Origin of the sequence: Acinetobacter sp. 226 (assembly GCF_048147925.1) — a bacterium.
Lineage (GTDB): Bacteria > Pseudomonadota > Gammaproteobacteria > Pseudomonadales > Moraxellaceae > Acinetobacter > Acinetobacter pecorum.
This window is the reverse complement of the sequence record NZ_JAYWYX010000037.1, coordinates 1-13963: the sequence shown is the minus strand read 5'-3', so window position 1 is coordinate 13963 and position 13963 is coordinate 1. Positions and strand designations below refer to the sequence as shown.

Genomic DNA, 13963 nt, shown 5'->3' with positions numbered 1-13963 from the left:
GAAGTTTTAATCTTCATCACCGCCGATGGATGTGCATTCTACAGCATTTCACATCCCTTGCAACCCCATTTTTTAAAAAATCATTTTGTATGTATATTTTTTAATCTTTTCGTGTGTTTTCATTCATTTTTTATACAAATTTGCTTAAATGATGTCTATTCGTGAATATAACGTTTATTATTTTCATCCTAATAAGTAGTGCTACTTACCCAGAAAAGGCCTCAGGTTACTTTATGCATCGTTCTATTTACTTCTCTATATGTTTATTTTCTTTAGCCATAACCCCACAGGTTTTTGCTGAGACGACTACCGATGTGGAAAATCTAAACGACGAGCCTGCAAAAACACCGCTTAGAACGAAAATCTCGAATAAAGCCCAACAATTACAGACACAATTGAAAGTCGATGCTAGAGCAGCACAGGCCGAAGAGGTTAAAGATCCTTTTCAGCCATTAAACCGAAAGATCTATCAGTTTAATGATGTCATTGACCGCACTGTGTTACGTCCTGTAGCCGTACAATATGTGGAAAAGGTTCCTCAAGATGTTCGCGGCAGTTATAACCAGTTCCGCAGTAACCTGGGTGAACCCTGGAATGTGGTCAACCAGTTGATTCAGGGTCGTCCTGCTCGTGCCGCCAAGTCTTTGGGCCGTTTCACGATTAATACCTTAACTACTTTAGGGCTGGCAGACCCGGCACGTCGTCTGGGCTTAAGTCATGAAGATGAAAAGTTTGGAATTACTTTAGGTTATTATGGGGTGCCTTCCGGCCCATATATCATGCTGCCATTTTTAGGTCCAAGTTCTGTTCGTGGAGTAATTGGTAGCGTTGTAGATAGCCAGGCCCGTCCACAAAAATATATTCTCGAAGATAACGACGGTCTTTACTGGAGTGACCAGTTTTGGCGTGTGGTTGATACTCGGTCGGAACTACTGGACGTTGAAGGGGTACTGACGGGTGATCGTTATGCACAGATTCGCGATATTTATTTGCAACGCACCAACTATACGATTGCAGAAAAGAAAGGCACAGAACAGGATACTCTATTCCTGGAAGATGATTTTGAAGATGAAAATTCGGATGATGTACCTTTTAGTGAGGACACTATTGAATCTTCCCCCGACGCTCCTTAAGTTTATGTTTCATGTATGATTACTAGTGAAATCTCTTCGCTAGCCATCTTTTGCTTGTTATAGTAGCTCTTATAACCAATCCCGGGATTGAATCACTTTTTTATGTACTTCATTCAACCGACTCGTGATATTCCTTATTTAGATCAAGTGCTTGATACGCTTCCGCATGTTCAGATGATCTATCTGGATGATCATGAACTTTATGACTCTACGATTATCGCGATTGCAGATGTGCATGACTATCTGCAATACAAATGGAATCTGCCTACGATTGTACTGGCCTTAGAGAATGAAGGTACCGCTTTAGCTCAAGCTTGGGAACAAGGAGCTTTAGCCGGCTGGATCTGGAATAAACTTCCTGATAATCCAGATCTGGCGCTGCAAAAAATTGACGCACAATACAAGCGTAACCAGGATAGCCGGGATCTTCCCTCTGCAGCAGAATTACAAAAAAGATTGTTACCGAATGCGATTGAACTAAACAATTATAAGGTCGAAACCTATTTTCAGCCTTCTGCCTATCTTTCAGGAGATTGGTATGATTATTGGAAAATTAGCGATAAAGAAGTCATTTTCTATTTAGCCGATGTGTCGGGACATGGAGTGACGAGCAGTTTGCTGACCTCCTGGATGGCTGCTTTTCATGGACGCTCCAAAACCCCGCGCGAGCTGATCAAGAAGCTTAACGGAATGCTGATGCAGGAGAATATTGAAAAACACATCACCATGATTGCTGGAATTCTCAATCTGGAAACCCACGTATTGAAATGGTCCAGTGCCGGACATTATCCGCCACCCATTATATTTGAACCCAATCAAGAACCTAAAATTTTTGCTACGAGCAGCTTCCCTTTAGGTCTGACTGAAGAGCTTGAGGTTGAGGAAAATGAATGGGTATTAAGCCGAAATTCCCGTTTTATTATTTGTTCAGATGGTGCACTGGAGCCTTTTGATGGCGGATTAAATGAACAATTCTCGCAATTATTACACCATTTACAGCATCAGTCTTTTCAGGTACCAGAACATGTGGCCGATGATATCGCCTTTTTAAGTTTTATAAGAGTGAATTAATACTATATTTACAGACTTTATAAGCACTTAATTTGATTACTACTTTCGGCCACTTGAGTATCCATGGACCCTATGGGATAATTTAATATCCTTCTCTGCAAATGGCATTTATATGTCAACAGGTCATGTTGAATATGCAAGTCTGAATGGAACGCATATTTTTAAGCTTATCGGCGAAGTGCGTGCCCAGTCTTGTATTAGTCTAGACAAATTACTGAACAGAATTGAACAGCAAGACAACGTAGTTGGCGCTATCGTTGATTTAACCGAAACCACTTTTATTGACAGTACTGTACTGGGTGTTCTGGCAAAGCTAGGCCTAAAGCTCAAACAAGTACATAATATTCAAGCTGTTATGCTTTCTACCAATTCTGACATTACCACTCTGGCCAACAGTATGGGACTGAGCCAAGTGTTTGTAATCCTGAATTATTGTGGCGATCCCAATGTATGCACACGCGCCCTGATGGAAGAACATATTACCCATCAGAATATGTTGAATACTGTTCTGGATGCGCATAAAACCTTGATGAAGCTGAATCAAAGCAACAAGAACATGTTTGAACCTTTAGTCAAACAGTTACAGAAAGAGCAAGATAGTTTGGATAAAGTTTCCGAACAAAAGGTATAACCATCTTCCAAGAGGACACTATGACTTTACTTTCTGTTGTACAAATGAATTCTCAAAATGAAATTAATGCCAATTTCATGGAGATTGAATCTTTAATTCAACAAAGTAAGGCCAATGGCGCTGAACTTATTGTGTTCCCTGAAAATTTTGTCTGTTTTGCCGCAGGAAAACAGTGCGAAACTGCTGCCCAATTTGAAGCCATTCAGCAACGTCTTGAACAGCTTGCCCATCAATATGAAATCTGGATTGTGGCTGGGACCTTACCCTGTCCCTATCGCCCAGACGGCTCAGTCATTGAAGACGGTCGGGTACGTACTGTCAGCCTTTGTATCAGTCCAGAACGCACTGAAGCGCGTTATGACAAAATTCACCTGTTTGATGTACAAGTTGGTGATGCAGTTGGTGGTTATCAGGAATCCAAGTTCTTTGAGCCTGGTACAGATGTGGTAGTAGCAAAGACCCCTTTTGGCAATATCGGTTTAATGGTCTGCTATGACCTGCGCTTTCCGGAACTGGCTTTAAACCTGCGGGCCAAAGGTGCAAATCTTTTAACTGCACCTTCTGCATTTACCTATACCACCGGTGAAATGCACTGGCAGCTTCTGCTGCAAACACGTGCTATGGATACCCAATGCTCGGTGCTTGGTGCAGCCCAGCAAGGCTGGCATGGTGAAAAACGTCAGACTTGGGGTCATGCAGCTGCCACCAACAGTCGCGGTCAGCTTCTGCAGATGATCCATGCAGAGGGTGCAGGTCTGATTACGGTAGACTTTGATTTAAACGAACAACAAAAAGTGCGTGAATCCATGCCTTTAATGCAACATCGTAAATTGCTCCAGCTCTCTTAAAAACTTTTTTATATTTGCATAAAATAACAAAATCCCTGCTTATTCTTCGAGCAAAATAGCTGAGCATGAAAGCTCCATAAAAAATAAGCAGGAATTTATCTCATGTCATTAGAAAAAGCAGTATATACCGCACATGCCAAAGCCACCGGCGGTCGCGATGGCCATGCGACCTCTGACGATCAGATTCTGGATGTACAATTGGCGGTGCCCAAAGAAATGGGCGGCCCAGGCGGTGGAACTAACCCAGAACAACTGTTTGCTGCAGGTTACTCAGCCTGCTTTTTGGGTGCCATGAAGTTTGTGGCCAATCGCGACAAGCTCAATATGACTAAAGATGCTTTTATTGAAGGTGATGTCGGTATTGGACCGATTCCTACCGGGTTTGGTATTGAAGTGACCTTAAATATTCATCTTGAAGGCATGGATCAGGAAGAAGCGCAAAAACTGGTAGACGCGGCTCATATCGTCTGCCCATACTCAAATGCGACCCGTAATAATATTGATGTGAACTTAAACGTCATTACCTAAACTTTTTTGCTTAACTGCTATCCTGAAAAAGAGTTTCAGGATAGCCAAGCTTCAATTATAAATTTCAACTTTTAGTTGCTTCACTTTCCCTGAACATCCAGCTTCCTTTTCAAAACAACAGCAAAAACTTAAGAAATTATATATAATGATTCTTATTTGCATTTATCTGATTTATATTGATGTTCAAACCTGTTCTTTTAAGTTCTTTCTTACTGACCGTTGCTACCGCCTCTTTTGCAGATCTTCATCTCTCAGAAAAAATCCGCCCACAGGTAAATTCTCTGGTCAACACAGAGATTGAACGCTTGCCCATTCCACCTACCCCAAACAACATGAACTTACCCGAATTTGGTCAAGGAATTATCGGCTGGGGAACAGGTCCCGATGGTGCGCAAGCCCGTTTTTTCAATATCACTCAGGCAGATGTTGAAACAATGAAACAGGAAGGACTGACTTTAGAAATGAGTCAGACTTGGCAGAACTTTTATGAAAATGAAGCTTTGCGTAATCCGGGCAATCCGACTGCATCACTTCGTGCCCAGCTCATGAAAAAAATCGCCAGCCTTTGGTAAATTCCCAAAAGTCCTGACGATCCTTATAATGAAAGTAATAGATTAAAAGATTAGTCTGCCGCTTCGTTGGTCACTCGCAATACTTCTTCAATCGTAGTTTTTCCTGCCAATACTTTGCGTAAACCATCATCACGAATGGAGCCTGATGACTGTCGGGCATAGCTTTCTATTTCATATTCAGCTGCATTGCCGTGAATTAAACGACGCATATGATCATCGACGGACACAATTTCATAAATTGCGGTACGCCCGCTAAAGCCCATATTGCCACAGCGCTCACAGCCTTGCGGTTGAGGGAGTTTTAAATCCTGGGGATGTTCAATATGTTCAAACAGATTCTTCTCAAAAGCATCTGCTTCACGCCAGGTTGCACAATGTGGGCATAGGGTTCTGACCAGACGCTGTGCAATCACGCCAATCAGGGAACTTGAAAGCAAAAATGGCTCAATTCCCATATCTTTAAGACGGGTCACTGCACCAATAGCAGTATTGGTATGCAAGGTGGATAACACCAGATGCCCCGTCAATGAAGCCTGTACCGCAATTTCTGCAGTTTCCAGATCACGAATCTCGCCGACCATGACTACATCTGGGTCCTGACGCAGCATTGCTTTTAACGCACGGGCAAAAGTCATATCCACTTTGGTATTAACCTGAGTCTGACCAATCCCTTCTAACTGGTATTCAATCGGATCTTCAGCCGTAAGAATATTTTTGGAACCGTCATTCAGATCAGAAAGTGCCGCATATAAGGTGGTGGTTTTACCCGAACCCGTCGGGCCGGTCACCAGAATAATTCCATGTGGACGATGCACTAGGGTCTTGAGTCGATCATAGTCCTTATTCATTAGGCCCAAATGGGTCATGTTTAAACGGCCAGCCTGCTTGTCCAGCAGACGCATCACCACCCGTTCACCATAAGAAGAAGGCAAAGTGGATACACGCACATCGACTTCACGCCCCGCCAGACGTAAGGAAATACGGCCATCTTGTGGAATACGCTTTTCCGCAATATCCAGTTTGGCCATGACTTTAATCCGTGAAACCAGAAGCGGGGCCAGTTCACGACGTGGCTGGACAATTTCGCGTAACTGGCCATCGACCCGTAAACGCACCGACAGTTTTTTCTCAAAAGATTCAATATGAATATCGGAAGCTCCGACACGAATCGCCTCGGATAATAGAGCATTGATCAGACGCACAATCGGCGCATCATCTTCCTGATCCATCAGGTCTTCAGCTTCAGGTACGGAATCGGCCAGACTGAGTAAATCCGGATGATCTTCCAGGCCGGCAGCCACCTGCTGTGATTCCCCGCTATCGCCGGCAAAACTGGAACTGAGCAACTGGTTAAATTCCTGTTCACTACACAGCTGAAAATGGGCCGGATAGCCGAGCAGACGGCGGGCTTCCTGCAATGCAAGCATGGAGGTATTGTCACGACGCAGAATAAAGGCCTGATCTCCCTCATAACGCAACAGCACTCCATGGCGCTTGGCGAAGCTATATGGGATTTGTAATTGTTTAAGTACTTGCATCGCGAATTATAATAATGATGAAAAAATTTAAATTGAGTGTACTCTAAGCATATGACAGCGTGAAGTATGTTTTCAAAGATTTAGCAAGAAAGGGTGCCAAGATTGCCGCAAGATAAAGATGAATTAATCCCGAATATAGCAAAAATGCGCTGGTGGGGAGAACAGAATTTTGAAATAAATCAATCCAAAGCCTGGCAGTTTGGCTCCTTGCTGTTTCGTCTGACCCGAGGCATTCAGGAGTGGCGACTGGAATATTATCGTCCTTCCGTACAATACGATTATGAGCAGCAATGGCATCAGATTGATGATCCAAATTTTGCCTTTCCACCGCCCGTGAAAATTGAACGCTATATGTTCAAATCCACACAAAATAACCTGCAACTCATGCCACGTCTTGCAGACCGTTCTGTGGTGATCAAGCCAGTCGATCCGATTTATATTCCTGCCGGACAACGCGGTACGCTTTATATCAGCACCCCCTTATGGATTGCAGGTTTTGTCGAAGGTCAGCGTGCACCCATTTTCGATTTACCGGTAATCTTGCCAAAAGACACTTGGTTTGGACCGAATCACCGTTCCGGGGAAATCTGCTATGCCACCGCAGTTGATGGCAGAACCGAACTGAAACAGTTACATCCACGGGCCTTTCGTGCAGTCACACCGATTGAATTTCACAATACCAGTAACCAGCAATTGCGCTTTGACCGGATGAATGTTCCTGTACCGGCTCTACCTTTATTTTATAGTGAAAGTACCGGCCGCTTATGGACCTCACAAATCCGGGTCTTGCATGAAAGTTCGGACCGTCCACCGCGGATTCGAGTCGAAAACCGCACGCCGCCCAATGCTGGTGAAGTGGCCTATCTGCACCCACCGCGCGATCCGGCAGGTGCGTTATTTAATATGTTTGATTCATTTTTCTAAGGGCGTCTGATGCCAAGTTCAAATATTCCGACCGAAGTCACCAACAGCCTGAAGGGAGTGTTTACCAGTATCAATACCGACCGCCTGACCGAAGTTCTGGTAGCGGTGGTGTTGTGCTTTATTGGTTTCCTGATCGCACGCTTTATTTCCAATACCTTTATCCGGACCATTGGGGTACGTTTTAATGCCCATCAGAAACTGGTCTGGCGCCGCGGGATTTTCTATTTTATCTTCCTGCTATTTGTGATGGCCAGCCTGAAAGAGGCTGGCTTTAAACTCAGTGTCTTCCTTGGCGCTGCCGGAATTCTAACGGTCGCACTGGGTTTCGCTTCACAAACCTCGGCATCCAACCTGATCAGTGGTCTGTTCCTGATTGGTGAAGGTTCTTTTGAAGTTGGTGATACTATCCAGATTACCTTGATTCGTGGGCATACCATTGAAGGTGAAGTGATTTCGATTGACCTGCTCTCGGTTAAACTTTTGACCCAAGATAATATTTATGTACGGTTGCCAAATGAACAGCTGATTCGGGCACCAGTGCAGAACCTGTCAAAATTTCCGATACGGCGTATTCCAATTACTCTGGCGATCAATTTTCATGAAGATATTATCAAGGTGCGCGAAGTTCTGCTGGATGTTGCCAACAAGTATGCACTGGTTCTGGCCGACCCGAAACCGGCAGTCACCGTTACTGCGTTCCGTGAATCTTCGATTGAACTGCTGTTTGCGGTGTGGTGCCAACAGGAAAACTATCTGAAAGTACGTGATGAAATGCAGGAGCGGATTCGTAACGGCTTTGTCGATAACCAGATTGAAATTCCGGTGCCAAAAATGGGCTTTGTCGATCCTCCACTTTCCCGTCCTCTAGAAAATGAAGAAATTGATCAATACGCGAATGACAAGGCTCTCAAAAGAGAGTCTGGTCTGAAATAATCCTTAGATTCCCTCTCCTTTTTTAGAGGAGAGGATTCAATCAATCAGTTTTCTCTGGCATCGGTGCAATATACGCAATCAGCAGCATTACCCCGCCCGCCAGCAAGAAGGAAATCACCCGGGTCAGGGTGCCAATATGTGACAGGTCAAATAGTACGAGCTTCAAGGTCACAATCACCAGAATACTGCCGCCTAAAATCCACATCGGTTTCAGTTTTTTGAGTGTCGCCGTCCACATGGTAATCCAAGCCAGTAATACCCAGAGTATGGTCAGACTGAGCTGAACTGTTGCATTGTTCCATAATGCCAGCTCATTAAACGGTGTCTGCAGGTACACATGCAAAGCTCTTAAAACAATATAACTGGAAAGCCATAACAGGCTTAGTACCATTAAAACTGCAATCATGCCTTTATCACGTCCCACCTTGATTTGCTGTAACAGCATCCAGATAAAACTGGCAAACATGGCAATACTGATCAGGTCAAAAGGATTGAGAATCGGCAGCCAGTAATATTGAAAAGCTTGCTGGCTAAACAGCTGTGAACAAACCAGCCAAGTTGCCATCAGCAATAAACAGCTCTTGGTTTGCCAAAGCTGCTGCCAGCCTGACTGCACATCCTGCCGATAGCACCACAGGCAGAATAATAAAGGTAAAATCACCATGCTCAGATAAGGCATGTTCGGGATCAGGCATAAACTTGCCAGAGCCAGGCTGCTAAAAACACCAAAGCTCATCCATTCCTTGGAGAGCTGCAAGCCAGCCAGCGGTCTAAGCCACAGAATGGCCAATAATATCGCTGAAAGTGCAGAAACTCCACGTTCCAGATCACTATTCCAGACAATCACCGCATTTTGACTGCGATCCAGGGTCAGAATCGCTGCAATGACCAGCAAAGGCGAGATGCCGCTCCACTTCGGCAGTAACCAAGACCATTCCTGATTTTTGCGCAGGATCATTTCATTGAACAGTACATAACCCAGTGTGATGATAAATAAACTCAGCACATAGGCATGCTGACTCGGGAATTCATCTTCCAGCAAGGCAAATAGCATCAGGCTGGCCGCGACACTCACGCTGCTTAAAAAACTGACACTCAGACTATCCATCTGCTGCTGGTATTGCTTTTTAAGCTGGCTGATGACCACGACTGCCACATAGCACAGACTCAAAATCCAGAAAATGATTCGCGGTGTTGGATTAATCTCGACCAGATAATACAGACTGCTGAATCCGGCCATCAGTAATAAGCCCATGCTCAGATAGTGTGCTACCCGGACATTTTTTTCCAAGGCCCATAAATAAATCAGCACACCTTCAACTGCCCAGCCAATCACACTCCATTGTTCTGTCAATAAGATCGGTGGCACCAAGGCCAGGAAAATCAGCATCAGGCTCAGATAGCTCTGCGAAATGAGCTGGATAGTTTGTTTACGGCGCAGCAGTGTCCAGCAAGCCGCAAATACCAGTGCAAAGAACAGGCTTAATCCGGCTTGCCAGAGTTTTTGATTGGGCTGATTAAAATGAATCAGATACAGAAAAATATATGCCGTGATCGGTGCAGCGAAAATCAGCGCTAAGTCCAATACCGGTTTTAACTGAAAACGTGAGAGATCCTGTCGTGCCAGCAACTGGCTAAAGCGGAAACCTAGCCAGATAAACAGCGCACTATGTGCCAGAATCAGCGCAGTCATGGCATAACGCTCATATGTATAACCATGAATCAGGCTATATATCCCGCCCACGACCGCAGTCACTAAAAAGGCAATTTGATTGAGAATCTTCCATGGCCGGAAACTGCTCAGTACTGCCACCCCGATATTGATCAGCAGATAATAGCTGATCAGCTCAACAGCAGAAGCATCGCGGGTCGGCAAGGTAAACGGCGCCAGATAAGCAATCAGCAAAGCCATCAAAGCCAGTTCGATGCTTTCCTGTTTCAGGCTTAAATACAGGGTAATAATCAGAATAATGAGGAATAACAAAGTCGCCAACGGTAACGTGGGAATCACCAGATTGTAATAGGCAAAAAATAAGGTCAGGAACAGACTACCTAAACCTAGTCCTTCCAGTGCCAGAGCAAAACTCCGATTTTTCTGCATCAGGCGATAACCCAGCTCTGCTATACACCCACTTGCTAGTGCAACAAGGCCTAATTTTGCAGCCAGACTGAGTTGCCAGTGCTCGGTGGCAAAACGCAGCAGCAAAATAATCCCAATCACCAAAATACTAATCGCGACTTTTAAGACTGGATTTCCCTGGAAAAGCCAGCGCTGCAGTTGATCTACCAGATGAGGAGAGTCATTTACCTCTTGGGCAGGCTCAGTTTTCACGAATGGAACAGAATCGGATCGATCCGGTGATCGCTGTAAGGGATCGGCAGAATGGGATTGCGATTGCAGCTGTATCAAACGCCCTTCCAGACGTTGCAGCCACCTGAGCAAAAAGAATACCCAGGCCGTAATCCCGATGCCCATCAGCCAATCCAGTTCAGCCAGTCCACCAACAATGGCAGTAATTGAGGAAATATATAAAGGAACTTTAGAGTTATGCTCCAAGGACATCTGCTGCTGTCCGGCCAATTGATTCAGCGGTGCTTCTACCGCAGTGACATATTGCATCACGCTAAAGATAAACCCCAAACCACACAGATAAGTCACAATCTGATAACCCAGATACCAAGCGCTGATCCCGGCAATCAGCAGGGTAATCAGCCAGATCATGCGCAACTCATTCCGTCCTGCAGCCATTCTTATATTTCTCTTTCCTGAATCGCTCCATCATACAACAGCTTGTGCTGCTTATTTCATCTTCGGCCGATATTCGCTAAGCTGTAAACTCAGACTCGTCTCAGCGAGCGCGGTAAAAATCACGTACAATAGCGCTGTATTTTGAATAAGGAATTGATTACATGCCACCATTTGTCTTGGTCGATGGCTCTTACTTTTTATTTCGTGCCTTTCACGCACTGCCACCATTAACCACGTCAACCGGTTTACATACCAATGCAATTCGTGGTGCGATTTCTGCTATTCAAAAACTGATGCGCCGGACCCAACCGACCCATATGGCGGTGATTTTCGATACCCCAGAACCGACCTTCCGGCATGAGCTGTCACCGATTTATAAAGGTGACCGTCCCAGCATGCCAACGGAATTATCCGAACAGATTCCTTATCTGCATGCCTTGATCCGTGCTTTGGGCATTCCGCTGCATACCTTGCCGGGTGCCGAAGCCGATGACATTATCGGGACACTGGCCAAACGTGCCGAGGCGATGGGACATCAGGTGCTGATCTCTACGGGCGATAAAGATATGGCGCAACTGGTGACCGAAAAAGTTACCCTGGAAGACAGCTTTAAAGAAAAACCGCTGGATGTCGACGGCGTGTTTGAAAAGTTTGGCGTTTGGCCAAATCAGATTATTGACTATCTGACCCTGATGGGCGATGCATCGGATGGCATCATGGGCGTGCCGGGTGTGGGTGCCAAAACTGCAGCAAAACTGCTTAACGAATATGGCTCGATTGGTGGCATTTTAGAAAATGTCGACAAGATCAGAGGCAAAGTCGGCCAAAATATTAAAGAACATGTCGATGGCATTGCACTGGACCATCAACTGGCCAGTATTGTCATCGATCTGGATCTTAACTTTGGTTATGACGATTTAAAACTGGGTGAGCCGAATGTCGAGACCTTACGTCATTTGTACACCGAGCTGGAATTCCGTAATCAGCTGCAGTCCTTAGATCACCCGAACAACCCGAATAATTCAAACTACCAGCAGGCGGCAAAATCTATTAACGCCAAAGCGGTTACAGCACCAGAACCTCTGGAAGACCATGCGTCTGTGACCAGCAGTGATGACCAGTTAGGACAAGCCACCTATCACACGGTATTAAGCCAACAAGATTGGGACACACTGTTTGAGCGCTTAAGTACCGAAAAACGTTTTGCCTTTGATACCGAAACCACCAGTCTGGATTATCGTATTGCACAGATTGTCGGTTTCTCGGTCGCCTTCGATGCGCAGGATGCTTATTACGTTCCCTTGGCACATGATTATGAAGGCGCACCGGAGCAACTGAATCGTGAAGTAATTCTGGCGCAGATCAAACCAATTCTGGAAGATGAGTCTGTAAAGAAAATTGGTCATCATCTGAAATATGATGCACATGTACTGGAAAATCATGGCATTCATCTGGCAGGCTGGTATTTCGATACCATGCTGGCTTCCTATGTCCTGAATTCCGTCGCGACCCGTCATGGCATGGATGATGTAGCCCGTCTGTATTTGAGTCATCTGACCACGACTTATGAACAGGTGGCCGGTAAAGGTGCCAAACAGAAGACCTTCAACCAGATTCCACTTGAAACTGCAGCACATTATGCTGCAGAAGATGCACATGTCACCTATCGTCTTTATGAAGTCTTGAGCAGCAAATTACAGGCGCATCCGGAACTGGTGAATATTCTGCACAATATTGAAGTTCCGGTCGCACGTGTATTGACGCAAATGGAAGAAAACGGCATCGAACTGGATCTGGCTTTTCTGGATCAGCTTGGGGGCGAATTTTCCAACACCATGCAAAATCTGGAAAACCAGATTATGGAAATTGCCGGTGAAAGCTTTAATGTCAGCTCACCTAAACAGGTCGGTGAAGTGTTATTTGAAAAGCTGGGCCTAAAAGGCGGTAAAAAAACCACCACCGGACAATACAGTACCAGTGAAAGTGTACTGGAAAAAATTGAACATCCGATTGCCCAGCTGATTCTGGAGTATCGTGGTTTGTCCAAGCTGAAAAGTACCTATACCGATGGCTTATGCAAACAGGCCAATCCTGATACCCACCGGGTGCATACCAGTTATCATCAGGCATTGACTGCAACTGGCCGTTTATCATCGACTGATCCAAACCTGCAGAATATTCCGATTCGTGCCGAAATTGGCCGTCAAATCCGCAAGGCATTTGTGGCACCTGAAGGCCGTGTCTTGCTGGCAGCCGATTACTCACAAATTGAATTGCGTCTGATGGCCCACTTATCTCAGGATGAAGCCCTGCTGGATGCATTTATTCATGGTCAGGATGTACACCGCCGTACCGCAGCGGAAGTTTTGGGCATTCCTTTGGAAGAAGTGACCAATGACCAGCGCCGTCAGGCCAAGGCTGTTAACTTCGGCCTACTTTACGGCATGTCCGAGTTTGGTCTGATCCGACAGTTAGGTTTTACCCGTCAGGAATCACAGGATTATATCAAGCAGTATTTCCACCGTTATCCGGGCATTTATGAGTATATGCAACGTACCCGTCAGGTCGCATTAGAACAGGGTTTTGTTGAAACCCTGCTCGGACGCCGTTTATATACCCCAGATATCGATGCCCGTAATATGATGGTACGTAAAGCGGCAGAACGTGCTGCAATTAATGCCCCGCTACAAGGTTCGGCTGCAGATATCATTAAAATGGCGATGATTGAAGTCGACAAGATGTTGCCAAAAGATCAGGCCAAAATGCTGCTACAAGTGCACGATGAACTGGTGTTTGAAGTCGATGAAGACATTGCCGATGAACTGGCACCTAAACTGGCTGAAGTGATGCAATCGGTACTACAGATTTCTGTACCGTTAGTGGTAGAAGTCGGTAAAGGCAAAAACTGGGATGAGGCGCATTAAAGGGTTTCCTCACCCCAGCCCTTCTCCCTCTGGGAGTGTTATTCCCAAGTAGAAATGTCCTACCTAATAACCAAATAGAAATGTCCTATATGGACATTTCCAAGTCAAGCAC

11 protein-coding genes are annotated in these 13963 nt (G+C 45.2%); 9 read left to right on the top strand and 2 right to left on the bottom strand.

Annotated elements, in window-relative coordinates; translation table 11 throughout:
* The first annotated feature begins 233 nt into the window (after positions 1 to 233).
* The 6 genes from VXP95_RS14220 to VXP95_RS14195 all read left to right on the top strand — a co-directional run bounded on the left by VXP95_RS14220 (position 234) and on the right by VXP95_RS14195 (position 4783).
* The gene (locus VXP95_RS14220) at positions 234 to 1133 is read left to right on the top strand and encodes a VacJ family lipoprotein (RefSeq protein WP_064094696.1); all 900 of its coding nucleotides are present in this window, start codon (positions 234 to 236) and stop codon (positions 1131 to 1133) included.
* A gap of 102 nt (positions 1134 to 1235) precedes the next feature.
* Complete coding sequence (gene gigA / locus VXP95_RS14215; RefSeq protein WP_064094697.1) at positions 1236 to 2204, top strand: RsbU family protein phosphatase GigA; 969 nt, start codon at positions 1236 to 1238, stop codon at positions 2202 to 2204.
* A gap of 112 nt (positions 2205 to 2316) precedes the next feature.
* Positions 2317 to 2835 (top strand): anti-anti-sigma factor GigB, encoded by a 519-nt coding sequence (gene gigB, locus VXP95_RS14210; protein WP_064094698.1) that lies wholly within the window; start codon positions 2317 to 2319, stop codon positions 2833 to 2835.
* Between the two features lie 20 nt (positions 2836 to 2855).
* The gene (locus tag VXP95_RS14205) at positions 2856 to 3683 is read left to right on the top strand and encodes a carbon-nitrogen hydrolase family protein (protein ID WP_416712266.1); all 828 of its coding nucleotides are present in this window, start codon (positions 2856 to 2858) and stop codon (positions 3681 to 3683) included.
* A gap of 102 nt (positions 3684 to 3785) precedes the next feature.
* Positions 3786 to 4211, top strand: coding sequence for an organic hydroperoxide resistance protein (locus VXP95_RS14200; protein WP_064094700.1), 426 nt, complete (start codon positions 3786 to 3788; stop codon positions 4209 to 4211).
* Between the two features lie 179 nt (positions 4212 to 4390).
* On the top strand, positions 4391 to 4783 hold the full coding sequence (locus VXP95_RS14195) for a DUF4951 domain-containing protein (protein ID WP_416712265.1): 393 nt from the start codon (positions 4391 to 4393) through the stop codon (positions 4781 to 4783).
* 50 nt (positions 4784 to 4833) lie between these two features.
* On the opposite strand, the gene gspE is transcribed toward VXP95_RS14195, so the two are convergent.
* The gene (gene gspE, locus VXP95_RS14190) at positions 4834 to 6321 is read right to left on the bottom strand and encodes a type II secretion system ATPase GspE (protein WP_416712264.1); all 1488 of its coding nucleotides are present in this window, start codon (positions 6319 to 6321) and stop codon (positions 4834 to 4836) included.
* Positions 6322 to 6465: 144 nt separating this feature from the next.
* Between gspE and VXP95_RS14185 the strand changes: the two genes are divergently transcribed.
* Together VXP95_RS14185 and VXP95_RS14180 are read left to right on the top strand one after the other, a co-directional pair.
* Positions 6466 to 7245 (top strand): hypothetical protein, encoded by a 780-nt coding sequence (locus VXP95_RS14185; protein WP_416712267.1) that lies wholly within the window; start codon positions 6466 to 6468, stop codon positions 7243 to 7245.
* Between the two features lie 9 nt (positions 7246 to 7254).
* Positions 7255 to 8178 (top strand): mechanosensitive ion channel family protein, encoded by a 924-nt coding sequence (locus tag VXP95_RS14180; RefSeq protein WP_064102323.1) that lies wholly within the window; start codon positions 7255 to 7257, stop codon positions 8176 to 8178.
* Positions 8179 to 8218: 40 nt separating this feature from the next.
* Here VXP95_RS14180 and VXP95_RS14175 read toward each other — a convergent pair whose 3' ends face one another.
* The gene (locus VXP95_RS14175; protein ID WP_416712263.1) at positions 8219 to 10927 is read right to left on the bottom strand and encodes a DUF2339 domain-containing protein; all 2709 of its coding nucleotides are present in this window, start codon (positions 10925 to 10927) and stop codon (positions 8219 to 8221) included.
* A 161-nt stretch (positions 10928 to 11088) separates the two neighbouring features.
* On the opposite strand from VXP95_RS14175, the gene polA reads away from it, so the two are divergent.
* Positions 11089 to 13851 (top strand): DNA polymerase I, encoded by a 2763-nt coding sequence (gene polA, locus VXP95_RS14170; RefSeq protein ID WP_416712262.1) that lies wholly within the window; start codon positions 11089 to 11091, stop codon positions 13849 to 13851.
* Positions 13852 to 13963: the final 112 nt, after the last annotated feature.

Excerpts from the sequence above, each read along its gene's own strand:
- VXP95_RS14220 (WP_064094696.1), top strand. The coding sequence starts at position 234 with ATGCATCGTTCTATTTACTTCTCTATATGTTTATTTTCTTTAGCCATA.
- gigA (WP_064094697.1), top strand. The coding sequence starts at position 1,236 with ATGTACTTCATTCAACCGACTCGTGATATTCCTTATTTAGATCAAGTG.
- gigB (WP_064094698.1), top strand. The coding sequence starts at position 2,317 with ATGTCAACAGGTCATGTTGAATATGCAAGTCTGAATGGAACGCATATT.
- VXP95_RS14205 (WP_416712266.1), top strand. The coding sequence starts at position 2,856 with ATGACTTTACTTTCTGTTGTACAAATGAATTCTCAAAATGAAATTAAT.
- VXP95_RS14200 (WP_064094700.1), top strand. The coding sequence starts at position 3,786 with ATGTCATTAGAAAAAGCAGTATATACCGCACATGCCAAAGCCACCGGC.
- VXP95_RS14195 (WP_416712265.1), top strand. The coding sequence starts at position 4,391 with ATGTTCAAACCTGTTCTTTTAAGTTCTTTCTTACTGACCGTTGCTACC.
- gspE (WP_416712264.1), bottom strand. The coding sequence starts at position 6,321 with ATGCAAGTACTTAAACAATTACAAATCCCATATAGCTTCGCCAAGCGC.
- VXP95_RS14185 (WP_416712267.1), top strand. The coding sequence starts at position 6,466 with ATGCGCTGGTGGGGAGAACAGAATTTTGAAATAAATCAATCCAAAGCC.
- VXP95_RS14180 (WP_064102323.1), top strand. The coding sequence starts at position 7,255 with ATGCCAAGTTCAAATATTCCGACCGAAGTCACCAACAGCCTGAAGGGA.
- VXP95_RS14175 (WP_416712263.1), bottom strand. The coding sequence starts at position 10,927 with ATGGCTGCAGGACGGAATGAGTTGCGCATGATCTGGCTGATTACCCTG.
- polA (WP_416712262.1), top strand. The coding sequence starts at position 11,089 with ATGCCACCATTTGTCTTGGTCGATGGCTCTTACTTTTTATTTCGTGCC.